General features: G+C 66.5%; 22 protein-coding genes. 17 read left to right on the forward strand and 5 right to left on the reverse strand.

Translation table 11 applies throughout. The features are described from left to right. The first annotated feature begins 70 nt into the window (after window positions 1–70). A complete protein-coding gene (locus tag QSV36_RS21105) occupies window positions 71–1453 on the forward strand; it encodes a multicopper oxidase family protein (RefSeq protein WP_289134097.1) in 1383 nt (460 codons plus the stop codon). Beyond that, window positions 1453–1932 carry a tRNA adenosine(34) deaminase TadA gene (gene tadA, locus QSV36_RS21110; protein ID WP_289134099.1) on the forward strand — a complete coding sequence of 160 codons (480 nt, stop codon included), beginning with the start codon at window positions 1453–1455 and terminating at the stop codon, window positions 1930–1932. The genes QSV36_RS21105 and tadA overlap by 1 nt, the downstream gene beginning before the upstream one ends. Window positions 1933–1981: 49 nt before the next feature. Here the strand turns inward: tadA and mltF are convergent, their stop codons facing one another. Next, window positions 1982–3439, reverse strand: a complete 1458-nt coding sequence (gene mltF, locus QSV36_RS21115) for a membrane-bound lytic murein transglycosylase MltF (protein WP_289134100.1) — start codon at window positions 3437–3439, stop codon at window positions 1982–1984. A gap of 507 nt (window positions 3440–3946) precedes the next feature. Here mltF and purL point away from each other — a divergent pair. Continuing rightward, the gene (purL, locus tag QSV36_RS21120) at window positions 3947–7846 is read left to right on the forward strand and encodes a phosphoribosylformylglycinamidine synthase (protein WP_289134102.1); all 3900 of its coding nucleotides are present in this window, start codon (window positions 3947–3949) and stop codon (window positions 7844–7846) included. A gap of 3 nt (window positions 7847–7849) precedes the next feature. After that, the gene (locus QSV36_RS21125) at window positions 7850–8161 is read left to right on the forward strand and encodes a YqfO family protein (RefSeq protein WP_170028480.1); all 312 of its coding nucleotides are present in this window, start codon (window positions 7850–7852) and stop codon (window positions 8159–8161) included. Between the two features lie 103 nt (window positions 8162–8264). Here QSV36_RS21125 and tatC read toward each other — a convergent pair whose 3' ends face one another. From tatC to tatA, 3 genes are read right to left on the reverse strand one after another with little or no spacing between them, the layout of a single operon-like run. After that, window positions 8265–9026, reverse strand: coding sequence for a twin-arginine translocase subunit TatC (gene tatC, locus QSV36_RS21130; RefSeq protein WP_289134105.1), 762 nt, complete (start codon window positions 9024–9026; stop codon window positions 8265–8267). Then, complete coding sequence (gene tatB / locus QSV36_RS21135) at window positions 9023–9310, reverse strand: Sec-independent protein translocase protein TatB (RefSeq protein WP_289134107.1); 288 nt, start codon at window positions 9308–9310, stop codon at window positions 9023–9025. Before tatB ends, tatC begins: the two co-directional genes overlap by 4 nt. Next, window positions 9310–9537 (reverse strand): twin-arginine translocase TatA/TatE family subunit, encoded by a 228-nt coding sequence (tatA, locus tag QSV36_RS21140; protein WP_289134109.1) that lies wholly within the window; start codon window positions 9535–9537, stop codon window positions 9310–9312. Before tatA ends, tatB begins: the two co-directional genes overlap by 1 nt. A gap of 143 nt (window positions 9538–9680) precedes the next feature. Between tatA and gspK the strand changes: the two genes are divergently transcribed. Beyond that, window positions 9681–10646, forward strand: a complete 966-nt coding sequence (gspK, locus tag QSV36_RS21145) for a type II secretion system minor pseudopilin GspK (protein WP_289134110.1) — start codon at window positions 9681–9683, stop codon at window positions 10644–10646. A 139-nt stretch (window positions 10647–10785) separates the two neighbouring features. On the opposite strand, the gene QSV36_RS21150 is transcribed toward gspK, so the two are convergent. Next, window positions 10786–12846 (reverse strand): PhoX family protein, encoded by a 2061-nt coding sequence (locus tag QSV36_RS21150; RefSeq protein WP_289134112.1) that lies wholly within the window; start codon window positions 12844–12846, stop codon window positions 10786–10788. Between the two features lie 224 nt (window positions 12847–13070). Here QSV36_RS21150 and QSV36_RS21155 point away from each other — a divergent pair, with 224 nt between their 5' ends. From QSV36_RS21155 to QSV36_RS21210, 12 genes are all read left to right on the forward strand, one after another. Further along, entirely contained in the window at window positions 13071–14711 is a 1641-nt protein-coding gene (locus tag QSV36_RS21155; protein ID WP_289134114.1) for a bifunctional UDP-sugar hydrolase/5'-nucleotidase, read from the forward strand. Continuing rightward, complete coding sequence (locus QSV36_RS21160; RefSeq protein ID WP_289134115.1) at window positions 14708–15133, forward strand: pilus assembly protein PilZ; 426 nt, start codon at window positions 14708–14710, stop codon at window positions 15131–15133. Before QSV36_RS21155 ends, QSV36_RS21160 begins: the two co-directional genes overlap by 4 nt. Before the next feature lie 3 nt (window positions 15134–15136). Next, window positions 15137–16906: a type II secretion system secretin GspD gene (gene gspD / locus QSV36_RS21165; protein WP_289134117.1), complete on the forward strand. Its 1770-nt coding sequence runs from the start codon at window positions 15137–15139 to the stop codon at window positions 16904–16906. Beyond that, complete coding sequence (locus QSV36_RS21170; protein WP_289134251.1) at window positions 16906–18354, forward strand: GspE/PulE family protein; 1449 nt, start codon at window positions 16906–16908, stop codon at window positions 18352–18354. Before gspD ends, QSV36_RS21170 begins: the two co-directional genes overlap by 1 nt. A gap of 3 nt (window positions 18355–18357) precedes the next feature. Next, window positions 18358–19560 carry a type II secretion system inner membrane protein GspF gene (gene gspF, locus QSV36_RS21175; protein ID WP_289134118.1) on the forward strand — a complete coding sequence of 401 codons (1203 nt, stop codon included), beginning with the start codon at window positions 18358–18360 and terminating at the stop codon, window positions 19558–19560. 17 nt (window positions 19561–19577) lie between these two features. Then, window positions 19578–20012 carry a type II secretion system major pseudopilin GspG gene (gene gspG, locus QSV36_RS21180; RefSeq protein WP_170028490.1) on the forward strand — a complete coding sequence of 145 codons (435 nt, stop codon included), beginning with the start codon at window positions 19578–19580 and terminating at the stop codon, window positions 20010–20012. A 2-nt stretch (window positions 20013–20014) separates the two neighbouring features. Next, a complete protein-coding gene (gspH, locus tag QSV36_RS21185) occupies window positions 20015–20452 on the forward strand; it encodes a type II secretion system minor pseudopilin GspH (protein WP_289134120.1) in 438 nt (145 codons plus the stop codon). Further along, entirely contained in the window at window positions 20449–20817 is a 369-nt protein-coding gene (locus QSV36_RS21190) for a type II secretion system protein GspI (RefSeq protein WP_289134121.1), read from the forward strand. The genes gspH and QSV36_RS21190 overlap by 4 nt, the downstream gene beginning before the upstream one ends. A 95-nt stretch (window positions 20818–20912) precedes the next feature. Then, the gene (locus QSV36_RS21195) at window positions 20913–21503 is read left to right on the forward strand and encodes a type II secretion system protein (protein ID WP_289134123.1); all 591 of its coding nucleotides are present in this window, start codon (window positions 20913–20915) and stop codon (window positions 21501–21503) included. After that, window positions 21500–22576 carry a GspL/Epsl periplasmic domain-containing protein gene (locus QSV36_RS21200; RefSeq protein WP_289134124.1) on the forward strand — a complete coding sequence of 359 codons (1077 nt, stop codon included), beginning with the start codon at window positions 21500–21502 and terminating at the stop codon, window positions 22574–22576. Before QSV36_RS21195 ends, QSV36_RS21200 begins: the two co-directional genes overlap by 4 nt. After that, entirely contained in the window at window positions 22573–22959 is a 387-nt protein-coding gene (gene gspM, locus QSV36_RS21205) for a type II secretion system protein GspM (RefSeq protein ID WP_289134126.1), read from the forward strand. Before QSV36_RS21200 ends, gspM begins: the two co-directional genes overlap by 4 nt. Next, on the forward strand, window positions 22956–23615 hold the full coding sequence (locus QSV36_RS21210) for a general secretion pathway protein GspN (protein WP_289134128.1): 660 nt from the start codon (window positions 22956–22958) through the stop codon (window positions 23613–23615). Before gspM ends, QSV36_RS21210 begins: the two co-directional genes overlap by 4 nt. Window positions 23616–23636 lie beyond the last annotated feature (21 nt).

Genomic DNA, 23636 nt, shown 5'->3' on the forward strand with positions numbered 1-23636 from the left:
TATCGTATTCGCCCTTCATAGCCAGCTGTGCTGGCAGATTGATTGCGCAGAACACGAGGTACCCGCACCGATGTCCTTCACCCGTCGACAAATGCTCAAGGGCCTGACCGGCCTGGTTGTGGTTGGCCTGGGCGCCGGTGGCGCGGCGCGTTACTGGCTGGGCCGGGTCGAGGACGACAATGCCGGGCATGATTATGAACTGATCGCCGCGCCGCTGGATGTCGAGCTGGTACCGGGGTTCAAGACCGAGGCCTGGGCCTTCGGCCCCTCGGCACCGGGCACCGAACTGCGCGTGCGCCAGGGTACCTGGCTGCGGGTGCGCTTCATCAACCACCTGCCGGTGGAGACCACCATCCATTGGCACGGCATCCGCCTGCCGCTGGAAATGGACGGTGTGCCTTATGTGTCGCAGCTGCCAGTCAAGCCGGGCGAGTACTTCGACTACAAGTTCCGCGTGCCGGATGCCGGCAGCTACTGGTACCACCCGCATGTCAGCAGCTCGGAGGAGCTGGGCCGTGGCCTGGTCGGCCCGCTGATCGTCGAGGAGCGCGAACCCACCGGCTTCCGCCATGAACGTACCCTGAGCCTGAAGAACTGGCACGTGGACGAGCAGGGCGCCTGGCTGCCGTTCAGCATCCCCCGCGAGGCCGCGCGCAACGGCACCGCCGGGCGGCTGATCACCATCAATGGCCAGGCCGATTCGGTGACCGAGCTGCCGGCCGGGCAAGTGGTGCGGGTACGGCTGTTGAACCTGGACAACACCTGGACCTACCGCATCAACCTCAAGGGCAATTGCGAGGCGATGATCTATGCCCTGGACGGCAACCCGGTGACGCCTCGGCCGCTGGACGACGATTACTGGCTTGGCCCAGGCATGCGCATCTGCCTGGCTATCCGCATTCCCCAGGCGGGCGAGGAAATTTCCCTGCGGGACGGCTTTGTCCGCCTGGGCACGCTGCGTTCGCTGCCCAGCAGCGATGCACCAAGCGACTGGCCGCCGGCGCTGCCACCCAACCCGATTGCCGAACCGGACCTGGAGAACGCCGAAAAGCTCAACTTCAATTTCGAATGGGCGGCCAAGGTTTCTGTGACCACAGACCAGGACAAACCCTCGAGCATGTGGCAGATCAACGGCCAGGCCTGGGACATCACCGACAAGACCTGCGCCGACCGGCCGATCGCCACGTTGAAGAAGGGCAAGAGCTACATCTTCGAGCTGAAGAACATGACCCAGTACCAGCACCCGATCCACCTGCATGGCATGAGTTTCAAGGTGATTGCCTCGAACCGCCACGACATCAAGGAGCCGTGGTTCACCGACACTTACCTGCTGGGCCGTAACGAGCGCGCCCAGGTGGCGCTGGTGGCGGATAACCCGGGCACCTGGATGTTCCACTGCCACGTCATCGACCACATGGAAACCGGCCTGATGGCCGCGATCGCGGTGGTCTGATGCGCCCGCAGATCATCGACCGCAGCCGCGATCAGGAATTCATGCGCCTGGCCCTGGCCCTGGCCGCCGAGGGCGCGGCCCTGGGCGAAGTGCCGGTGGGCGCGGTGCTGGTGCAGCATGGCCAGGTCATCGGCCAGGGTTTCAACCGGCCGATCATCGACAGTGACCCCAGCGCGCATGCCGAGATGGTGGCGATCCGGGCGGCGGCCAGGTCAGCCAGTAATTACCGCCTGCCTGGCAGCACCCTGTACGTGACCCTGGAACCGTGCAGCATGTGTGCGGGGCTGATCGTGCATTCGCGGGTCATGCGGGTGGTGTATGGGGCGCTGGAACCCAAGGCGGGGATCGTGCAGAGCCAGGGGCAGTTCTTTGGGCAGGGCTTTCTCAACCACCGGGTGATGGTGGAGGGCGGGGTGCTGGCGGAAGAGTGCGGGCAGATCCTCAGCGACTTCTTCAAGGCTCGCCGGGCCAAGTCTTGACCTGTTCCGGCCCCTTTGCGGGTTTAGCCGCGAAGGGGCCGGTGCAGGCTTACATCGGCGGCGACTGTTCCGCCGGCTTGTCCTTGTTCACCCCGGGCACATGCAGGTTGCCCTCGGCCACCTGGCCTTCCAGCTGCGGCTGGGTCACCCAGGTGAGGATGTCGTAGTAACGGCGGATGTTGGCCACGAAATGCACCGGTTCGCCGCCCCGGGCGTAGCCGTACTTGGTTTGCCGATACCACTGCTTCTGCGACAGGCGCGGCAGCATCTTCTTCACGTCCAGCCACTTGTTCGGGTTGAGCTTCTCGCGCTTGGCCAGGGTGCGGGCGTCTTCCAGATGGCCGGTGCCGACGTTGTAGGCGGCCAGGGCGAACCAAGTGCGGTCCGGTTCCTGGATGCTGTCGTCGAGCTCTTCCTTGATCTTCATGAAGTACTTGGCGCCGCCCTGGATGCTCTGTTTCGGGTCCAGACGGTTGGACACGCCCATGGCCTGGGCGGTGCGTTGGGTCAGCATCATCAGGCCGCGCACACCGGTCTTGGAGGTGACTTCCGGCTGCCACATCGACTCCTGGTAACCGATGGCCGCCAACAGGCGCCAGTCGACCTGCTCGACCTTGGCGTAGCTCTTGAAGTGCTTCTCGTACTTGGGCAGGCGCTGCTGCAGGTGCTGGGCGAAGGTGTAGGCGCCGACATAGCCGAGTACGTCGACATGCCCGTAGTAGCGGTCCTTCAGGCGTTGCAGGGTGCCGTTCTTCTGCGCCTTGTCGAGGAACTCGTTGACCTCGTTGAGCAGGCTGTTGTCCTCGCCTGCGGCTACCGCCCAGCGCTGGGCGCGGGTGTCGCCCAGGTCGAAGGCCACCCGTACGTTGGGGAAGTACACCTGGTTCATTGCCAGCTCGTTGGAGTCGACCAGGGTCAGGTCGATCTGCCCTTCGTCGACCATGCGCAGCAGGTCGACCACCTCGACGGCGTCGGATTCTTCGTATTCCAGGCCCGGGTACTGTTTTTTCAGGTCGGCCAGTTGGTCGGCATGGCTGCTGCCCTTGAGTACCATGATCTTCTTGCCGACCAGGCCCTTGGCGTCGGTGGGGCGGGAGCGGCCGTTGCGGTAGATGACTTGGGGCGTCACTTCCAGGTAGGGGTGGGAATATTTCACCTGGGTTTGGCGCCGTTCGCTGCTGACCAGGCCGGCCGCCGCCAGCACCGGGCCGGAGGGCTTGCCGAGGGCGTCGTACAACTCGTCGAGGTTGTCGGCGGTCTCGATCTGCAGCTTCACGCCGAGATCATCGGCGAAATGCTGGACCAGCTCGTACTCGAAGCCGGTTTCGCCGTTGCGGTCCTGGAAGTAGGTGGCCGGGCTGTTGCGGGTGATCACGCGCAGCACGCCATCCTCCTTCACGCGCTCGAGGGTGCTGGGTTTTTCAACGCAGGCACCGAGCAGCAGAAAGAGTCCGGTTGCGAAAAGCCATCTGGCGCAACGCTGGCGCAAAGCAGTGTGGGCGAACATAGGTTGCAGTATACGCAAAGGACTGGCCCAACCATATCTCGACAACGGTTAGCTTGTCTGGTAGCGGGTTGTGTGGTGGGGTGGGGGATTGCGTGGAGGCCTCGGGGGGCTTGCCTCAAGATATTCAGTGCCTGTGAGATCGAGCGCCGCCCGCGCGGCGCTTCGCGGGGCAAGCCCGCTCCCACATCTGTTTCGGGCCAGTTATTCCTGAGGTACCGGCGCGCGGTCCTTTGTTTGTCCCCTTCGATATCGCGTCGTACAAACAAGGGACCGAGCGCCAATGGTGGCAGGAGATACATGTGGGAGCGGGCTTGCCCCGCGAAGCGCCGCGCGGGCGGCGCTCGATCTCACAGGCGCTGAATCTGTCATGCCGAGCCCTTGGAAATCTGACCCCGAAGTCCGGTTCCACCGCCCGGCAGTCGTGGCTTAGAGCGGGTGCCGAAACCCGTCGAATTAGGCTAGAATGCACGGCCTCTAAGCACACCCCTTCCTGAGGCTGTCCCGACGATGTTGATCCTGCGCGGCGCTCCTGCCCTTTCTGCCTTTCGCCACGGTAAATTACTCGAGCAACTGAGCCAGAAAGTCCCCGCTGTTACTGGTTTGTATGCCGAATTCGCCCACTTCGCCGATGTCGACGGCGAGCTGACCGCCGACCAGCAGCAGGTGCTGGGCCGTCTGCTCAAGTACGGCCCGAGCGTGCCGGTACAGGAGCCGAGCGGCCGCCTGTTCCTGGTCGTGCCGCGCCTGGGCACCATTTCGCCGTGGGCCAGCAAGGCCAGCGACATCGCCCACAACTGCGGCCTGCAGGCCATCCAGCGCCTCGAGCGCGGTATCGCCTACTACGTCGCTGGCGACCTGAGCGCCACCGATGCCGAGCTGATCGCTGCCGAACTGCACGACCGCATGACCCAGCGTGTGCTCGGCCAGCTGGAGCAGGCCGCTGACATGTTCAGCCACGCCCAGCCCAAGCCGATGACCTCGGTGGACATCCTGGCCGGTGGCCGTGACGCCCTGGCCAAGGCCAACATCGACCTGGGCCTGGCCCTGGCCGAAGACGAGATCGACTACCTGGTCAATGCCTTCCAGGGCCTCAAGCGCAACCCGAACGACATCGAACTGATGATGTTCGCCCAGGCCAACTCCGAGCACTGCCGCCACAAGATCTTCAACGCCAGTTGGGACATCGACGGCCAGGCCCAGGAAAAAAGCCTGTTCGGCATGATCAAGAACACCTACCAGATGCACAGCGAAGGCGTGCTGTCTGCGTACAAGGACAACGCCTCGGTGATCGTCGGCAACGTGGCCGGCCGCTTCTTCCCGAACCCTGAAACCCGCCAGTACGGCGCGGTGCAGGAGCCGGTGCACATCCTGATGAAGGTGGAAACCCACAACCACCCGACCGCCATCGCGCCATTCTCCGGTGCCTCCACCGGCTCTGGCGGCGAAATCCGCGACGAAGGCGCCACCGGCCGCGGCGCCAAGCCCAAGGCTGGCCTGACCGGTTTCACCGTGTCCAACCTGCGTATCCCGGGCTTCGAACAGCCATGGGAGCAGAACTACGGCAAGCCCGGCCGCATTGTCGACGCCCTCGACATCATGGTCGAAGGCCCGCTGGGTGGCGCCGCGTTCAACAACGAATTCGGCCGCCCGGCCCTGACCGGCTACTTCCGTACCTTCGAGCAGGCCATCAACACCCCGCGCGGTGAAGAAGTACGCGGCTACCACAAGCCGATCATGCTCGCCGGCGGCATGGGCAACATCCGTGAGGACCACGTACAGAAGGGCGAGATCACCGTCGGCGCCAAGCTGATCGTGCTCGGTGGCCCGGCCATGCTGATCGGCCTGGGCGGCGGCGCCGCTTCGTCGGTGGCCACCGGTGCCAGCTCGGCTGATCTCGACTTCGCTTCGGTACAGCGCGAAAACCCTGAAATGGAACGCCGTTGCCAGGAGGTCATCGACCGTTGCTGGCAGCTGGGCGACAAGAACCCGATCGCCTTCATCCACGACGTCGGCGCCGGCGGTATCTCCAACGCCTTCCCCGAACTGGTCAATGATGGCGGCCGTGGTGGCCGCTTCGAACTGCGCAACGTGCCCAATGACGAGCCGGGCATGGCCCCGCACGAAATCTGGAGCAACGAGTCGCAGGAACGTTACGTGCTGGCCGTCAGCGCCGAGGACTTCGAGCGCTTCCAGGCCATCTGCGAGCGCGAGCGCTGCCCGTTCGCGGTAGTCGGCGAAGCCACCGCCGAGCCGCACCTGACCGTTACCGACAGCCACTTCGGCAACACCCCGGTGGACATGCCGCTGGACGTGCTGCTGGGCAAGCCGCCGCGCATGCACCGTTCGGTTACCCGCGAAGCCGAGCTGGGCGATGACTTCGACCCGAGCCAGCTGGACCTGGACAACGCCGTACAGCGCGTGCTCAGCCACCCGGCCGTGGCCAGCAAGAGCTTCCTGATCACCATCGGCGACCGCACCATCACCGGCCTGGTGGCCCGCGACCAGATGGTCGGCCCGTGGCAGGTACCGGTGGCCGACTGCGCTGTCACCGCCACCAGCTTCGACGTCTACACCGGTGAAGCCATGGCCATGGGCGAACGTACCCCGCTGGCCCTGCTGGACGCCCCGGCGTCGGGCCGCATGGCCATTGGCGAGGTACTCACCAACCTGGCTGGCGCGCGTATCGAAAAACTCTCCGACATCAAGCTGTCGGCCAACTGGATGTCCGCTGCCGGCCACCCCGGTGAAGACGCCCGCCTGTACGACACCGTCAAGGCTGTCGGCATGGAGCTGTGCCCGGAGCTGGGCCTGACCATTCCGGTTGGCAAGGACTCCATGTCGATGAAGACCAAGTGGAGCGAGGACGGTGTCGAGAAGAGCGTCACCGCGCCGATGTCGCTGATCGTCAGCGGCTTCGCCCCGGTGGTCGACATCCGCAGCACCCTGACCCCGCAACTGCGCATGGACAAGGGCGAGACCGACCTGATCCTGATCGACCTGGGCCGCGGCAAGAACCGCATGGGCGCCTCGATCCTGGCCCAGACCTACGGCAAGCTCGGCGCCGAGGCTCCGGATGTCGACGATGCCGAAGACCTGAAGGCGTTCTTCGCGGTGATCCAGGGCCTCAACGCCGACGGTCACCTGCTGGCCTACCATGACCGTTCCGACGGCGGCCTGGTCACCACCGTGCTGGAAATGGCCTTCGCCGGCCACTGCGGCCTCGACCTGCACCTCGACCCGCTGACCGACAGCAAGGCCGACGTGCCGGCCATTCTCTTCAACGAAGAGCTGGGCGCGGTCATCCAGGTTCGCCAGGATGCTACCCCGGACGTATTGGCACAGTTCAGCGCCGCTGGCCTGGGCGAAGAATGCGTCGCGGTGATCGGCAAGCCGGTCAACAACGGTGAAGTGTCCATCAGCCTGAACGGCGAAGTGCTGTTCGACGACGACCGCCGCATGCTGCAGCGCCAGTGGGCTGAAACCAGCTACCAGATCCAGCGCCTGCGCGACAACGCCGACTGCGCCGACCAGGAATTCGACCTGCTGCTCGAGGAAGACAACCCGGGCTTGTCGGTGAAACTGGGCTTCGACGTCAACGAAGACATCGCCGCGCCGTACATCAAGAAAGGCATTCGCCCGCAAGTGGCCATCCTGCGCGAGCAGGGCGTCAACGGCCAGGTCGAGATGGCAGCCGCCTTCGACCGCGCCGGCTTCGCTGCCATCGACGTGCACATGAGCGACATCCTGGCTGGCCGTGTCGACTTCGAAGCGTTCAAGGGCCTGGTCGCCTGCGGCGGCTTCTCCTACGGCGACGTGCTGGGTGCTGGTGAAGGCTGGGCCAAGTCGGCGCTGTTCAACAGCCGCGCCCGCGATGCCTTCCAGGCCTTCTTCGAGCGTACCGACAGCTTCGCCCTGGGCGTGTGCAACGGTTGCCAGATGATGTCCAACCTGCACGAGCTGATCCCGGGCACCGAGCACTGGCCGCACTTCGTGCGCAACCGCTCGGAGCAGTTCGAGGCGCGCGTGGCCATGGTCGAGGTGCAGAAGTCCAACTCGATCTTCCTGCAGGGCATGGCCGGTTCGCGTATGCCGATCGCCATCGCCCACGGTGAAGGCCATGCCGAATTCGCCAGCGAAGAGGCACTGCTGGCTGCGGACGTGTCCGGCTGCGTGGCCCTGCGCTACGTCGACAACCATGGCAAGGTCACCGAAGCCTACCCGGCCAACCCGAACGGCTCGCCGCGTGGTATCACCGGCCTGACCAGCCGCGACGGCCGCGTGACCATCATGATGCCGCACCCGGAACGCGTGTTCCGCGCCGTGCAGAACTCCTGGCGCCCGGACGAGTGGCAGGAAGATGCCGCGCTGATGCGTATGTTCCGCAACGCCCGGGTGTGGGTGAACTAAGGCGTGTACAAGCTCGCCTTCTTCGTCCCCGCCAGCCACGTCGAAGTGGTCAAGGCTGCTGTGTTCGCCGCGGGTGGCGGGCGCATCGGCGACTATGACCACTGCGCCTGGCAAACCCTGGGCCAGGGCCAGTTCCGCCCGTTGGATGGCAGCCAGCCGTACCTTGGGCAAACCGGCCAGGTCGAGGTGGTGGAGGAGTGGAAGGTGGAGCTGGTGGTCGCCGACGAGCTGATTGCCCAGGTCGTCGCTGCACTCAGGCAGAGCCACCCGTACGAGACGCCAGCCTACGAGGTCTGGCGGCTCGCCGAGTTCTAGATCGCATCAAGGCCGTTCGCGGGCAAGCCCGCTCCCACAGGGACATCACAGTCTTCAGAACCAGTGACATCCCTGTGGGAGCGGGCTTGCCCGCGAAAGGGCCCTACAACCCAGCCACAATCTCCTTGCCCTGCTCGGGCCGCTTCAACCAGGCGCAAGCCAGCAACCCTACCTCGAACAGCAGCCACATCGGCACCGCCAGCATCGTCTGCGAAAACACATCCGGCGGCGTCAGGATCATCCCCACCACAAAGCAGCCAACGATCACGTAGGGCCTGCTACGGCGCAACGTGGCCACATCGGCCAACCCCACCCAGACCACGATGAAGGTCGCCACCGGGATCTCGAACGCCAGCCCGAACGCCAGGAACAGCGCCAGGATGAAGTCCAGGTACTGGCTGATGTCGGTCATCATTGCTACGCCTTCAGGCGTCACGCTGGCAAAGAAGCCGAACATCATCGGGAACACCAGGAAGAACGCGAAGGCCATCCCGGCATAGAACAGCACGATACTCGACACCAGCAACGGCAGGGCAATGCGCCGTTCGCGGCGATACAGCCCGGGCGCCATGAAACCCCAGGCCTGGTGCAGCAGCAGCGGCATGGCAACGAACAGTGCGCACATCGCGGTCAGCTTGAACGGCGTCAGAAACGGCGAGGTGACACTGGTGGCAATCATGCTGGTGCCTTCCGGCAGAAAGCGCCGCAGCGGTTCGGAAACCAGGGTGTACAGCGTCTGGGCGAAGGGGAACAGGCCGGCAAACAGCAGCGCGACCAGCCCCAGGCAGCGTACCAGGCGCTTGCGCAGGTCGCGCAGGTGTTCGGTCAGCGGCATGCTGGCCGTCGGCTCCATTGCCATGCTCATTCAGGCATTCTCCCTGGCTGTGTCGTGGCCGCTCCATTGGCGGTGTCTGCGCCGAGGCGGACGCCCTGGCGCAGTTCCTGCTCCAGGCGCTGCAAGGGCGCGTTATCGAAGCCAGGCAGCTCGATCTCCCGTTCCACTTGCGTGCGCAACGCCTGCATGGCCCGGCGTGCCTGGCCCAGACCACGCCCGAGGGTGCGTGCCGCCAGCGGCAGGCGCTCCGGGCCCAGCACCAACAGTGCGACGACGCCTACCAGCAACAGTTCGCTGAAGCCTACCTCGAACATCAGGCCTGGCGGTCCGTGTGCTGCTGCGCCGCCTGGCCGGTCAGCGGGCATTGCGGCACCTGCGTGCGGCCAGCCGCGCTGGCGTCGTTGTCGCCGCCCATGGACTTGCGAAAGCCCTGGATCGCCTCGCCCACATCGCTACCCAGGCCCTTGAGGCGCTTGGTACCAAACAGCAGGAATACGATCAGCAGTACGATCACCAGTTGCCAGATTCCAATGCCACCCATTGCGACCACTCCTGTAAGGCCATGAAAAGGAAGGGCAATCGTGCCTTGTGCAGATGACGGGCACATGACGATCGGCTGCTGCCATCTACCTGCAACACCCGACGTGTTGACTGGCGTTTTCATTCGCTTGTGGGTGTGCATGAATGGGTGGCAGGCAACAGCGGGGCGCGGCCCTGCTGATGGTAATGGTGGTGTTGGCGATGTTGGCCGCGGGCATGGTCTGGCTGGTGGAAGATGGCCGCCGTCAGGTGGATGAGGTGCGCCTGCTGCACCAGCGGGTGCAAGCGCGGGCCATGGAACAGGCAGGCCTGGCCTATGCCGGGCAGGCCCTGCGTGACCCTGCCTGGCGGCTCAGCCCGCTGTTCTGGCAGGCCTTGCGCGGGCAGCCGTTGAATTACGACTTTGCTGCCGGCCAGGCGCAGCTGAGGGTGCGCGACCAGCACACCTGCTTCAACGTCAATGCCTTGCTCGGTGCCGATGGTGAGCGCGCCGAGCGCCAGTTGCGTTACCTGCTGGGCAATGACATGGCCGCCGAACGCCTGGTCGATGCCCTGGCCGACTGGCTCGATGCCGATAACGACACCCGCCTGCAAGGCGCCGAGAGCGCCCAGTACCTGCGCCAGCAACCTGCGCGGCTGGCGGCCAACCAGGCGATGCTGGACACCAGCGAACTGAACCTGTTGCTGGAGCCGGATGCCGGCCGCCAAGGGCGCTACCCCATGTTGTGCGCCTTGCCGCAGACCAGCGGCTGGCGGCTGAATGCCAATGCCTTGGGCCTGGAGCATCTGCCCTTGCTGGAGGCGCTGTACGAAGGGCGTTATCCGCGCTCGCTGCTGAGCCGCATCGTCAGCGGCCGGCCGGCGTCCGGCTATGTGGATGCCGCCGCGCTGCGCCAGGCGCTGGGGGCGGTGGATGACGAAACGTTCGAGCGGCTGAGCGAAGGGTTGCTGTTGAACAGCGGCTATTACCTGTTGCAGCTGTCCTTCGCGGAGGAGGGGCGGGTGATACGCAGCGAGTTCCAGGTGGAGGCGCTGGGGGTGGTGCAGTGGCATGCCCGGGTGCCGGCGCAGCAGGTGCGGGTGCGTAGCCGCGAGCCGATGGTTTGGTAATATTCACCGGCCTCTTCGCGGGTAAACCCGCTCCCACAGGTACTGCACAGGGTTCAAAAACCGTGCGGTCCCTGTGGGAGCGGGTTTACCCGTGAAAAGGCCGGTACAGCCAGCGCAAGGCTGACTGACCGGCACCCTGTCAGACGGTCCCGATCTCTCCGCCATCGATACGCTGGATCACCACCGTCGCGGCCCGCGGCCTTACCGAGGTCCCGGCCGGGGTGGCATCGGTGGCCTTGTCGGTATACGGCCAGTTGTCCGGGTGCTGGATGTTGATGAACAGCGTCTTGTTGTCGGGGGTGAAGGTAATCCCGGTCACTTCGCAACCATTCGGGCCGACGAAGAAGCGGCGCAGGTCCACCTGGTTCTGCGCGTTCACCGGCACCTGCTTGCCGCTGGCATCGACCAGGTTGGTCGGGATCACTGCCAACAGCTGGTCATTGGTGTAGTCGGTCACCGTGCTCTCGCCGTTGTCGGTCTCGAACCACAGCACGCCACGGCTATCGAAGCTCATGCCGTCAGGGCTGGCGAACTGGTTCAGTTCGGTCAGGCCCGAGCGGTTGATGTCGGCGGTGCCGGCCGCATTGGCGCCGAACACGAAGATGTCCCAGGTGAAGCTCAGCTGGTCGTCGCTGTCGTGCCAGCGAATAATGTGGCCGTGACGGTTCGGGCCGCGCGGGTTGGCTGCATCGACCTTTTCCGGGGTGCGCGCGCTGTTGTTGGTCAGGGTCAGGTACACGTCGCCGTTCAGCGGGTTGACCGTGGTCCATTCCGGGCGGTCCATCGGCGTTGCGCCTACGGCATCGGCGGCGCCGCGGGTGTTGAGGATGATCCCCGGCAGGTCGCCATACAAGGCGCCCAGGGTGCTGCCGGCAGTGGTCGCGGTGGCAACGTCCAGCAGCAGCCACACCCCGCTGCCGTCGGCATTGAAGCGCGCCACGTACAGCTTGCCCTGGTCGAGGTACTTGGCGCCGGTGGCCAGGCGGTCGGCCGGGTTGGCGTCGGCGGCATCCCACACGGCGGTCGACACCCACTTGTACAGGTATTCGTTGTTCGAGTCGTCACCCATGTACCAGACCAGTGGCTTGCCGGCGACCGGCAGGCCCGGGGCGCAGCCCTCGTGACGGAAACGGCCCAGCGCCGTGCGCTTGGTGGCCAGGGTGCTGCTGTTGTACGGGTCGATCTCGACGATGTAGCCATAGGTGCTGGCTTCATTGCGGTAGTCGTCGGTAGCACTGGCCCCTTTTACAGTGACGTCGAAACGGGCGAATTCGTCGGCCACCTCGCTGCTGTCACCCGCCGCGGTTTCCCATTTGTACTGGCCGCTGGAAGTGCTCACGCCAATGCGGCGCTGGTCTTCGGGGCGGGTGCCTTTGTTGACGAAAATGCCTGGCCAGTTCTCTTCACAGGTCAGGTAGGTACCCCATGGGGTATAGCCGTTGCCGCAGTTGTTGTTGGTGCCGCGGCAATGGGTGCCGTCCGGCGAATACTTGGTCTTCACGTGATCGGTACCGCGCAGGGGGCCGGTGATTTCCATGCGCGAGGCCGTGGTGAAACGGCGGTTCAGCGGGTCGTTGTCGACCACCTGCCAGCGCCCGCTGACCTTCTGCAAGCGCACTACACCGGCACCGTGGGCGTTGATTTCCTTGCGCACTTCCTCGACCGGGCGCTTGCCGTTGCTATCGGTGGTTGGGCCGGCCGGGTGCAGGGCGGCGGTGTCGATGTACTCGAAGTTGATCGCCAGCAGGCCATCTTCCGAGCTGCCATTGATGGGGAAGAAGTGCATGCCGTCGTGGTGCATGCCCATGGCGTTGGCCTGGTCGGTCGAGGTATTGCTGCCGTCGGCCTTCCACGGGTTGCCGTTGCTGTTGAGCGGCGTGCCCCAGGGCGCCAGCACGTAGGCACTGTAGCCGGTTGCAACCACGCAGGCGTCGGTGCGCGAGCCGGGAATGGACTGGAAGCCCAATGCCAGTTTTGGCTTTTCCGGCTCGGTCACCGGCGGTTCGGTGACGGGATCATCGTGATCCGAACCCCCACCGTCGAAGCAGCCTGTCAGGCCGGTACCGGCAATCATGGCGATGGCGGCGCCCAGGCTGCCGCGCATCACGCTGCGACGGCTCAGGTAGGCGTCCATGACGCTGGCCATCGGCAGGTTGCCGCTCTGGTTCCGGTCCAGGTTGTCGCCGGTATCTCGACTCATCAGGGTGTCCTTATGTTGGCTGAGTTGGAGGAAACCGCGACTTTAGTGGGCAAATATGATGATTCATTGGCAGAAATGTTAACGGGTGCTTAAAACATGGCGCGCTTAAAAACCGGATCTACAGATCACTCTGGAATGGTTGTCTGATTTCTGCCATCAAACTGTAATACCGACGCCGCAACATCCGGGGCCCAGAATGGACATGGAAAAGGATGGCGGCTTCGATGGCAAGCAGTGTGCACAGGCGCGAAGTGATCGGCTGGATGGGTGTCGGTGCCCTGGCGCCGTTGCTCGGCGCCTGCTCCGCCTTTCCTGGGCAACGGGGCGGCAACGCCAGCCTCGACCTGCTGTATGTGGCCGATACCCTCGATGCTCGCCAGCCTGGCCAGGCCGTGGTGCCGGCCACGCGTCTGGGGCCGGTCAGCCACCTGGGCCGCGCGCCTTGGATGACGGGCAGCAACGCCAGCCTCGCCTGTCCGCAGCTGGCACCCCTGCTCGATGCCAGCCAGGCGGCCTCTGCCCAGCTGGGCGGCTATGCAGTGCTGGCGGCGTTGCTCGAGCAGTTGCGCGGCGAGGCCGGGGCAGGCAACAGCCTGACCCTGGAGAACGGCCAGGGCTGGAATGGCAGCGGCCTGGCCTACCTGACCCAGGGGGAAAGCGGCGTGCAAGGCAGCCAGCTGCTGGGGACCGAAGCGCGGGTCAGCAGTGACGAGCGCGTGCTGTGGCCACAACGTTGCCCGGGCCTGTATCGCCAGGCCAGCGCCATTACGCTGGGGGCCGGGCTGGCGGAGGCACAGCGCCAGACCCTCGGCCTGGACAGCCTGCACCTGTTCGAGCGTGGCGGTGCACGGGTTGCCGTGGTCGGCGTGACCGATCCCTACGCCCAGGACCAGAAAGCCTCCCTCAAGCAGTGGTACCAGGCGCTGCAGCCAGTCTTCGAGCAGGCACGCCGCGAGGCCGACCTGGTGGTGGCCTTGGCCGATGCCGGCACTGGCCCCGGGCTGTGGCTGGCCGAGCGGGTGCCGCAGATCGACGTGCTGCTGTGCGCCCGTGGCCAGGACCTGTGGCCGGCACCGGTCGAGGTGAGCCAGGCCAGCGGCCGCCGGGTACCGGTGCTGTTCGCCGGCTGCCGGGGCAGCGGCGCCTTCCGCCTGCGCTGTCGGCGTGTGGCCGGGTTGTGGCAGTTCGACGGGCGGTTCTTCCCGGCCTTCGAGCAGCAGCTGGCCCCCGCTGCGCAGCTGCGTGTCGCACCGTTGCAGGCCGAGCTGCGTCAACAGCGCGCCGGCCATGCGGCCTGGCTCGATCAGCCCCTGGCCCGCGCGCCCCAGACGCTGTGGCGCCGTGACACCCGCGGCGGCAGCTGGGACCGCCTGCTGCACCAGGCCCTGGCCGGCGACAGCGACATGCCGGTGCTGCTGCCCGGCCTGCGTTATGACTACCCGCTGCCAGCTGGGGCGGCCATTACCCGCGAACACTTGATCAGCCTCACCGGTGGCTACCCGGCCCCGGTGGTCGAAGCGCCAGCGCGGCAGGTCGAGCAGGTGCTGGAGAACGCTGCGGAGCAGCTGTTCGGCGACCCGTTGCTGCTGGACAACAGCCAGGACCTGCCGCGCTGGCAAGGCCAGCCCTGGCGGGTCAGCTACAGCCCGCAAGGCAAGCGCATCAGCGACCTGGCACCGACACAGGGCCTGTGCCGCACCTTCGGCCTGCAGTTCCAGGCCCAGGCCGGTGAGCCCCTGTGGCAAAGCGTTGAAGCCTGGCTCGCCCGCCAGCCAGCGGACTGGCAATTGGCGCCGCTGCAGTTGCCCGAGGTGCGCTACGTACAGGGGCACCCGGGTTGGCATCCACGGCAGCTGGCCTCGTGATTCTCATCTCGCGCCTGCTGACTGGCGCTGGCCTGACCCTGGCCGGCTGGCTGGCCGCCCAGTGCGTGCTGCAACTGAGCCGCCAGCCGCAACCGGCCATTGCGCCCGGCATGGCCGATACGCCGCTGCCCGGGTTGATGGCCGGCCATTGGCAGGTGCCCGTCGACGATGGAGCCATCGCCCTTACCCGCCTGCCGTTGCACTACCTCGGCGGCCTCAAGGCCCAGCCACTGGCCGCCAGCGTGGTGGTGTTGCGCTATGGCGAGCAGGTGCGCACCTTGGCCCGTGGCCAGCGCCTGGCACCGGGGATCGTGCTGCAGGACATCGACCACGATGGCCTGATTTTCAACAACCAGGGGCGGCGTGAACGCCTGCCCTGGCCGCCACGCCCCGTCGTGACCGGCTTCAAGCGGCAAGGATGAATGATGCCTGTCAGATATTGCCTAGCGGCCGCGCTGAGCCTGGCCTTGAGCGTGACCTTGCCGATGGCCAGCGCCGAAGAACCGGTGTTCGATGACAATGGCACGCCCCTGTACGAGGTGAACTTCGTCGACACCGATCTTGGCGAGTTCATCGACAGCGTCTCGCGCATCACCGGCACAACCTTCATCGTCGACCCCCGGGTCAAAGGCAAGGTCACCGTGCGCACCGTCGACATGCACGACGCCGATGCGATCTACGACATCTTCCTGGCGCAGCTGCGCGCCCAGGGCTATGCCGCTGTCGACTTGCCCAACGGCAGCGTGAAGATCGTCCCCGATCAGGCTGCGCGGCTGGAGCCGGTGCCGGTGGAGCCGGCCGGGCAGCAGGGGGAGGGCAGCGACAGCGTGGCCACCCGGGTATTCAATGTGCGCAACGCGGCCAGCGAACAGGTGCTCGGCATTCTCAAGCCGCTGATCGACCCGCGCGTGGGTGTGATCACGCCGTATCCGGCTGCCCATCAACTGGTGGTGACCGACTGGCGCAGCAACCTGGATCGTATCGCCAGCCTGCTGCAACATCTCGACCGCCCAGGCGAAGTGACGGACAACACCGGCACCCAGGTAATCTACCTGCGCCACGCCAGTGCCAGCGAAGTGGTCAAGGTGCTGCGTGGCCTTGGCCAGGAAGGCATGGTGCCGGCCGAAGGCGCCAATGCAGCCGAGCCCAGGGACAGGCCGGTGGCGGCTGTGGGCGGTGGCAGCGATATCCGCCTGGAATACGAGGAAGGCACCAATGCCGTGGTCATGGTCGGCCCCGACAGCGAGCTGGCTGCCTACCGCAGCATCGTCGAGCAGCTGGATATCCGGCGCGCCCAGGTGGTGGTGGAGGCAATCATTGCCGAGGTCTCCGACAGCAGTGCCCAGGAACTGGGCGTACAGTGGCTGTTCGCCGACGACAAGTTTGGTGCTGGCATCGTCAACTTCGGCAGCAATGGGGTAAACATCGCCAGTATCGCCGGGGCGGCCGCCAGCGGCGACAGCGAGGCATTGGGCGAGCTGCTGTCGTCGACCAGCGGGGCCACGGCGGGCATCGGCCATTTCGGCGGTGGCTTCAACTTTGCCATGCTGGTCAACGCACTGAAGGGCAAGAGTGGCTTCAACCTGCTGTCCACGCCCACCCTGCTGACCCTGGACAACGCCGAGGCGTCGATCCTGGTCGGTCAGGAAGTGCCCTTCGTCACCGGTTCGGTGACCCAGAACAACGCCAACCCGTACCAGACCATCGAGCGCAAGGAAGTCGGGGTGAAGCTGCGCATCAAGCCGCAAATCAACATCGACAACAGCGTGCGCCTGGATATCGTCCAGGAGGTGTCGTCGATCGCCGACTCCAGCGCGGCCAGCGACGTGATCACCAACAAGCGCGAGATCAAGACCAAGGTCATGGTCGAGGACAACGGCCTGGTGATCCTTGGCGGCCTGATCAGCGACGAGCTGAGCACCAGCGACCAGCGTGTGCCGCTGTTGGGCGATATTCCTTACTTGGGCCGGCTGTTCCGCTCCGATGCCAGCAAGAACACCAAACAGAACCTGATGGTGTTCATTCGCCCGCGTATCCTGCGTGACGGGCCCAGCCTGGCCGGGCTCAGCGAAGGCAAGTACCGCAGCCTGCAACAAAGCACGCCGCTGCAACTGCCGGACCTCGCAGCCGGCAGCCCGCAGTTGCTGCAGGTATTCCCTGCCAGCCGCGCGCGCCTGGAAGGCGGTGACTGGTGATGCTGCCCTATCGCCAGGCGCGCCAGAGCGGGGTGGCCATGGCCCCGACCGAGCAGGGCTGGCAGCTGTGGCTGCGGCCCGATGCCGACAGCGCCCAGCTGCAGGAACTGTTGCGCGTGCATGGCCAGCCCAGCCAGCTCGAATACCTCGAGCCTGCGCTGTTCGATGAACGCCTGGGCCAGCTGTACCAGGCGGAGGCCAGCGCCACCGAGGCACTGATCGAAGGCATCGGCGAGCAGGTTGACCTGGACAGCCTGATGAGCGAGATGCCGCGCATCGAGGACCTGCTGGAAAGCGACGACGAAGCCCCGGTGATCCGCCTGATCAACGGCCTGTTCGGCCAGGCCCTGCGCCTGCGCGCCTCGGACATCCACATTGAAACCTTCGAGCAGAGCCTGGTGGTGCGCCTGCGGGTCGACGGCCACCTGCGCGAGGTGTTGCGCCCACCGCGGGCGCTTTCCGCCATGCTGGTATCGCGGATCAAGGTCATGGCGCGCCTGGACATTGCCGAAAAGCGCCAGCCCCAGGATGGCCGTATCACCCTGCGTGCAGCCGGGCGCGAGGTGGACGTGCGGGTCTCGACCCTGCCTGGCATCCATGGCGAACGGGTGGTGATGCGCGTGCTCGACAAGCAGGCCAGCCTGCTGGCGCTGGGCAACCTGGGCATGCCGTCGGCGGTGCTGCAAGGCCTGCGCGGCTGCCTGGCGCGGCCCAACGGCATCGTGCTGTCCACTGGCCCGACCGGTTCGGGCAAGACCACTACCCTGTACGCCAGCCTCAACAGCCTCAATGATGGCAGCCGCAATATCCTCACGGTCGAGGACCCGGTGGAGTACGCCATCGCCGGCATTGGCCAGACCGCCATCAACCCGCGCGCCGGGCTGACCTTCGCCAGCGGCTTGCGGGCAATCCTGCGCCAGGACCCGGATGTGATCATGCTCGGCGAAATCCGCGACCAGGAAACCGCGCAGATCGCCGTACAGGCCAGCCTCACCGGCCACCTGGTGCTGTCCACCCTGCACACCAACAGCGCGGTGGGCGCGGTGACCCGCCTACGCGACATGGGCATCGAACCGTTCCTGATCGCCTCGTGTCTGCGCGGCGTTCTGGCCCAGCGCCTGGTGCGGCGCCTGTGCAGTTGCGCCGTGGCGCAACCGCTGCAGCCGGCTGAACGTGAGCTGTGGCCCGAGCTGGCGGCACTCGGCAGCAGTTACCACGCGGTAGGCTGCGAGCAGTGCCAGGGCAGCGGTTACCGCGGGCGCCTGGGCCTGTACGAATTCATCGAGCTGGACGCCGGGCTGGTCGGCCTGCTGTATGACGGTGCCAGCGAACTGGCCATGCACGACTACCTGGCCGAACGCCGGCAGAGCCTGGTGGCGATGGCCAGCGACTGCCTGGCGCGTGGTGAGACCAGCCTGGCCGAAGTGCTGCGCGTGGTGCAGGGCTGAGCCATGCCGACCTATCGCTACCAGGCCGTCGACCTTGGCGGCAAGACCCACAAGGCCAGCCTGCAAGCCGACAGCGAACGCCATGCGCGCCAGTTGTTGCGCGAGCAGGGCCTGTTCGCCCGCCGGCTGCAGCGCCACGAGGCCGGCACCCGGCAACCTCGGCGCCAGCGCCTGAGCCGCGCCCAGCTGTGCGAGCTGACCCGCCAGTTGGCCACCCTGACAGGTGCCGGCATCCCGCTGGTCGACGCCCTGGCGACCCTCGAACGCCAATTGCCCCAGCCCGCCCTGCACAGCGTGCTGGTAGCCTTGCGCGGCTCGCTTGCCGAAGGCCTGGGGCTGGCTCGCAGCCTGGTGCGTCAGGGCGCACCGTTCAGCGGCCTGTACTGCGCGCTGGTCGAGGCCGGCGAACGCTCCGGGCGTCTGGCCCAGGTGCTGGCCCGCCTGGCCGACCACCTGGAGCAGGTGCAACGGCAACAGCACAAGGCGCGCACTGCGCTGATCTACCCCGCGGTGCTGATGGGCGTATCGCTGGCGGTGGTGGTCGGCCTGATGACCTTCGTCGTGCCCAAGCTCACTGAGCAGTTCGCCCATGCCGGGCAGAGCCTGCCGCTGGTCACCTCGTTGTTGATCGGCCTGAGCCAGGGGCTGGTACGTGGCGGGCCCTGGCTGCTGGGGCTGACCGCGGTGCTCGCTGGGCTCGGCGGCTGGTTGCTGCGCAAGCCGCAATGGCGCCTGCGCCGCGACCAGCTGCTGTTGCGCCTGCCACGTATCGGCAACCTGCTGCAGGTGCTGGAAAGCGCGCGCCTGGCACGCAGCCTGGCCATTCTCACTGGCAGCGGCGTGGCCCTGCTCGAAGCCCTGCAAGTGGCCACCGAAACCGTCGGCAACCGGCGTATCCACCAGGCCATGGAGCAGGTGCGCCTGCAGGTGCAGGGCGGTACCAGCCTGCACCGCGCACTGGATGCCAGCCAGCAATTCCCGCCGCTGCTGGTGAACATGGTCGGCAGTGGCGAGGCCAGCGGCACCCTGGCCGAGATGCTCGAGCGTGTGGCCGACGACCAGGAGCGCGGCTTCGCCCGCCAGGTCGACACTGCCATGGCGCTGTTCGAACCCCTGATGATCCTGGTGATGGGCGCCGTGGTGCTGTTCATCGTGCTGGCGGTGCTGCTGCCGATCATGCAACTCAACCAGGGCCTGCAACTGTGAACACAAGGAGTACTGCCATGCAGCATCGACGCCACCGCCAGCGCGGTTTCACCCTCATGGAAATCATGGTGGTGATCTTCATCATCGGCCTGCTCATCGCCGTGGTCGCGCCCAGCGTGCTCGGCAACCAGGACAAGGCCATGAAACAGAAGGTCATGGCCGACCTGGCCACCCTGGAGCAGGCGCTGGACATGTACCGTCTCGACAACCTGCGCTTTCCCAGCAACGAGCAGGGCCTGGCTGCGCTGGTGAAAAAGCCGGCCCAGGAACCGCTGCCGCGGGCCTGGCGCAGTGACGGCTACGTGCGCCGCCTGCCCGAAGACCCGTGGGGGACGCCGTATCAGTACCGCATGCCCGGCGAGCATGGCCGGGTCGACGTCTACTCGCTGGGTGCCGACGGGCTGCCGGGTGGCGAAGGCCAGGATGCCGACCTGGGTAACTGGGAGCTGTAACGGTGCGCCGGCAGCGGGGTTTCAGCCTGATCGAATTGCTGGTGGTGCTGGCCATCGCCGGGCTGATGAGCGGCTTGGCGGTGGTCAGCCTCGGCAGCGGCCAGGCCAGTGTCGACCAGGCCTTGCAGCGGCTGGCGGCCGAGACCCGCAGCCAGGCCGCACTGGCCCGGCATGCCGGGCAACTGCGCGGCCTGCGCTGGAACGGCCAGCGCCCGGGTTTCGTGCGGCGCGAAGGCGCGGCCTGGGCGCCCGAAGCGGTTGCGCTGGGTGACTGGCCCGAAGGCCTGCACCCGGATTGGCCAGCCAGCCCGCAACCTCAACTGCTGTTCACCCCGCATGGCTGGGCGCAGCCGGGCAGCGTGCGCTGGCGCTGGGCCGATGGTAGCCAGCGCTGGACCTGGCGCCGTGATGGCCGCTTGCACACAGCGGTGGCGCCATGAAGCGGCATCAGCGCGGCTTCACCTTGCTCGAGGTCACCGTGGCCCTGGCGATCGCTGCCGTGCTGGCGGTGATCACCAGCCAGGTGTTGCGCCAGCGCCTGGCCGTGCAGGAAAACCTGCAGCAACACCGCCTCGGCCTGCTGTGTGCCCGCGAGCTGCAAACCCGCTTTGCCGTCGAGCAGTTCTGGCCCGCCAACGATCAGGTGAGCGGTGAGCTCAGCCAGGGTGGCCAGGCGTGCCACTGGCAGATGCAACTGCGCCGCACCGGTGTGCGCGACCTACGTCGCGGGGAACTACTGCTGTTCGCCGATCGCGACCAGCGCCTGCCGCTAGGCCAGTACACCGTGTTTCTGGAGCGCCCATGAGCGACAGAAACGGTGAAGCTCGTGCGGCCCCTGTGGGAGCGGACATGCCCGCTCCCACGTCGGTTCAGCCCTCTCACCAGCGCAGGCGCCTGCTGATGAGGCGCCGCCAGGCCGGCCTGACCCTGATCGAGCTGATGGTCGCCCTGGCCCTGACCGCCGTGCTCGGCATCCTGCTCGCCGCTTTGGTCAATGGCTGGCTCAAGGTGCGCGAGCGCTTGCAGGTCACTACCCGGGAAACCTCGGTGCTGGACTTTTGCCTGGCCCTGGAGCGGCGTTTCGACAGCCCGGCAATGCGCCGCATCTATGAACAGCGCCTGCCCCTGGCCAGCCGCTGGCTCGACTGGCAGCCAGCCAGCAAGCAGCTGCTGTGGGTCGCCTCCACCGGCCTGCCGGAAGCCGAAGGCGGTGCACGCCTGCAACGTCAGCGCCTGCGTTTCGAGGCCCGTGAGCAACGCCTGCTGCTGGAAAGCTCGGCCGACCTGTACGCCGCTGCCGCGCCGCGCTGGCTCGAGCGTGAACGGCTTGAGCGGGTCAGCGCCATGAATGTTCTGTATCACCAGGGCGGCCGCTGGCTGGCCTGGCCTTCCGATCAACCCGCGCACCCCGGCCGTGGCGTGCGCCTGGAATTGCAGCGTGACGGGGCCCCTTATGTCTGCACCTTCGCGCTCCCATGGGGGCGCTCATGAAAGTTGAATGGCGCCGGCGTACAGCGGCCCGGCCCTGGCTGTTGCTGCGACCGGGAGCTACCTGGCACTGGGCGCTGGTTGATGGCGGCGTTGTGCAAAGCCAGGGGCAGGGCAAGCCGCCGCTGCACCTGCAGGCGCGTGCCGCGCTGATTGTGCCTGCCGAGGCCTGCAGCCATTTCCGCGTGCCGGCGCCGCCCGGGCTCAAACGTGAAGAATGGCCGCTGCTGCTCGAAGACCGCTTGCTACAGGCCCCGGATGAAGTGACTTGCGCCTGCCTGGCGCGTGAGCCCGGTTACCTTCGCTTGCTGGTAGTGGCGCGGCAGCAACTGGATGGCTGGCGAAGTCAGTGTGCTGAATGGGACTTGCCGGTGGAACGTTGCTGGGCAGAGTTGCAGCTACTGCCGACACCCGCGTCGGGCGCTGCCTGGCACTGGCAGCGCAGCGCCGATCTGCGCTTGTGCAAAGGGCTGGGCGCAGACAGCCAGGAACATTGGCTGGCCTGGCCGCAGGCATTGGGTGATGCGCTTCCACAACCGTGGGCGGGGCTGCACACGGTGTCGCTGGGCGGTGACTGGCCATCGGCGTTGCCATCGCTCGATCAATTGCCGGGCCTGTTCGAGGCTGCCCGCAAACCGCGTGCGCTGCCGCTGGTATCCCGGCCGCAGCGACGCCTGCTTGCCGCTTGCCTGGCATTGGCTGCTGTCTGGGCCGGTCTGTGGATGACCCAGCAATTGCGCCAGGCGCAACTCTGGCGCAGCCAGGTCGTTGCCGTGACCGGCACCCAGGCCAGCCCGCGCCACGCCGCGCAGGCGCTCAGACGGCTGCGCGAAGGTGAGTTGCAACAACGCGTGCGCCTGCGCCAGCTCGAAGACCTGCAAGCGGCATTGCAGGCTTGGCTGGGTGAGCACCCCGGCTGGCACCTGCGCGCGGTGCGCTTCGATGGCCAGCGCTGGCACGTGCGCCTGGCGGGTGAGGGTAGTGCACCGCCATGGCACGACATGGCCACCGCTGCGGGCGCCACTGTTCAGGTGCAAGCTGGCCAAGTGGTATTCGATCTGGGAGCGGCCTCATGAACCGGGACTGGATACAGCGTCATCGCGTCAGGTTCGCCTGGGTACTGATTGCCCTGTTGCTGGCCGTGCTGGCCCTGCGCGCCGGCCTTGCGCAATGGCGCGAGCTCAGCCAATGGCGCGGGCTGGCGGAACAGGCCGCCAGCCTGCACAGCGGCCCGGGGTTGAACCTGGAACGGCTACGTCAGTCGGCCCAGGCCCGGCGTATCGAACTGGCTGAGGTCGATGCGCAAGGCAAGGTCTGGCAACTGCGTGGCCAGGTGGCTGATGCGCTTGTGCTGCAAGGCTGGCTGCAGAGCCTGCGTGCCGAAGGCGTGCAGCCACTGCAATGGGGGCTGGAACAAGACGGCAAGGGGCTGCGCTTCGAGCTGGTGGTGCAACCATGAACCGAACAAGTGTGGCCTGGGTGTTGCTGGTATTCGTCGTGTCGCTGCTGCTGGAGCTGCCGGCCAGCTGGGTGGTGAGAGCGTTCGGCCTGCCCGTGCGCGAAGCCAGTGGCAGCCTGTGGCGCGGCCAGGCACAACAGCTGGGGCCGGTCGGGCCGCTGCACTGGGCCGTGCACCCTTGGCGCCTGCAGGCTAGCGCGGAGCTGGGCTGGCAGGGCCAGGCCTGGCGATTGCGTGGTGAAGGCTGGCCATGGCGTTGGCAGCTGGAAGCGACGGCCATGGGCGCGCAGGCGGCGATAGCCACGGATTATCGCGTGGCCGGGCAATGGCAGGGCACGCTGCGGGTTCAGGGCGCCGGGCGCCGCTGCCAGGGCAGCGATGGCCGCCTGGTCGTGACCGACCTGGCCCTGAGCGAGCCGTGGTCGCTCGGCCTGGGGCAGGGCTGGCTGGAAATGGACTGCCGTAATGGCTGGCACCTGCGCGGGCAACTGGCCCAACCGGGGCAGCATCAACTGGCAATGGAGGCAGACCTGCAGGGGCGCCGGACCCAGCTAGTGTACGAATTGCAGCCCGACGCGGCGCTCACGCCTTTGCTACGTGGGGCGCAGTGGCTCGGGCCGCAGGCGCTGGCCGGCCGGCGAGACCTTCGCTGGTAGGCAAGCAGAGGCTGGGCAGTC

Origin of the sequence: Pseudomonas sp. BCRC 81390 (genome assembly GCF_030341915.1) — a bacterium.
Classification (GTDB): Bacteria; Pseudomonadota; Gammaproteobacteria; order Pseudomonadales; family Pseudomonadaceae; genus Aquipseudomonas.

What these genes read in the sequence shown, in the direction of transcription:
- QSV36_RS21105 (WP_289134097.1), top strand. Translation starts at nt 71, where the DNA reads ATGTCCTTCACCCGTCGACAAATGCTCAAGGGCCTGACCGGCCTGGTT.
- tadA (WP_289134099.1), top strand. Translation starts at nt 1,453, where the DNA reads ATGCGCCCGCAGATCATCGACCGCAGCCGCGATCAGGAATTCATGCGC.
- mltF (WP_289134100.1), bottom strand. Translation starts at nt 3,439, where the DNA reads ATGTTCGCCCACACTGCTTTGCGCCAGCGTTGCGCCAGATGGCTTTTC.
- purL (WP_289134102.1), top strand. Translation starts at nt 3,947, where the DNA reads ATGTTGATCCTGCGCGGCGCTCCTGCCCTTTCTGCCTTTCGCCACGGT.
- tatC (WP_289134105.1), bottom strand. Translation starts at nt 9,026, where the DNA reads ATGAGCATGGCAATGGAGCCGACGGCCAGCATGCCGCTGACCGAACAC.
- tatB (WP_289134107.1), bottom strand. Translation starts at nt 9,310, where the DNA reads ATGTTCGAGGTAGGCTTCAGCGAACTGTTGCTGGTAGGCGTCGTCGCA.
- tatA (WP_289134109.1), bottom strand. Translation starts at nt 9,537, where the DNA reads ATGGGTGGCATTGGAATCTGGCAACTGGTGATCGTACTGCTGATCGTA.
- gspK (WP_289134110.1), top strand. Translation starts at nt 9,681, where the DNA reads ATGGGTGGCAGGCAACAGCGGGGCGCGGCCCTGCTGATGGTAATGGTG.
- QSV36_RS21150 (WP_289134112.1), bottom strand. Translation starts at nt 12,846, where the DNA reads ATGAGTCGAGATACCGGCGACAACCTGGACCGGAACCAGAGCGGCAAC.
- QSV36_RS21155 (WP_289134114.1), top strand. Translation starts at nt 13,071, where the DNA reads ATGGCAAGCAGTGTGCACAGGCGCGAAGTGATCGGCTGGATGGGTGTC.
- gspD (WP_289134117.1), top strand. Translation starts at nt 15,137, where the DNA reads ATGCCTGTCAGATATTGCCTAGCGGCCGCGCTGAGCCTGGCCTTGAGC.
- QSV36_RS21170 (WP_289134251.1), top strand. Translation starts at nt 16,906, where the DNA reads ATGCTGCCCTATCGCCAGGCGCGCCAGAGCGGGGTGGCCATGGCCCCG.
- gspF (WP_289134118.1), top strand. Translation starts at nt 18,358, where the DNA reads ATGCCGACCTATCGCTACCAGGCCGTCGACCTTGGCGGCAAGACCCAC.
- gspG (WP_170028490.1), top strand. Translation starts at nt 19,578, where the DNA reads ATGCAGCATCGACGCCACCGCCAGCGCGGTTTCACCCTCATGGAAATC.
- QSV36_RS21190 (WP_289134121.1), top strand. Translation starts at nt 20,449, where the DNA reads ATGAAGCGGCATCAGCGCGGCTTCACCTTGCTCGAGGTCACCGTGGCC.
- QSV36_RS21195 (WP_289134123.1), top strand. Translation starts at nt 20,913, where the DNA reads ATGAGGCGCCGCCAGGCCGGCCTGACCCTGATCGAGCTGATGGTCGCC.
- QSV36_RS21200 (WP_289134124.1), top strand. Translation starts at nt 21,500, where the DNA reads ATGAAAGTTGAATGGCGCCGGCGTACAGCGGCCCGGCCCTGGCTGTTG.
- gspM (WP_289134126.1), top strand. Translation starts at nt 22,573, where the DNA reads ATGAACCGGGACTGGATACAGCGTCATCGCGTCAGGTTCGCCTGGGTA.
- QSV36_RS21210 (WP_289134128.1), top strand. Translation starts at nt 22,956, where the DNA reads ATGAACCGAACAAGTGTGGCCTGGGTGTTGCTGGTATTCGTCGTGTCG.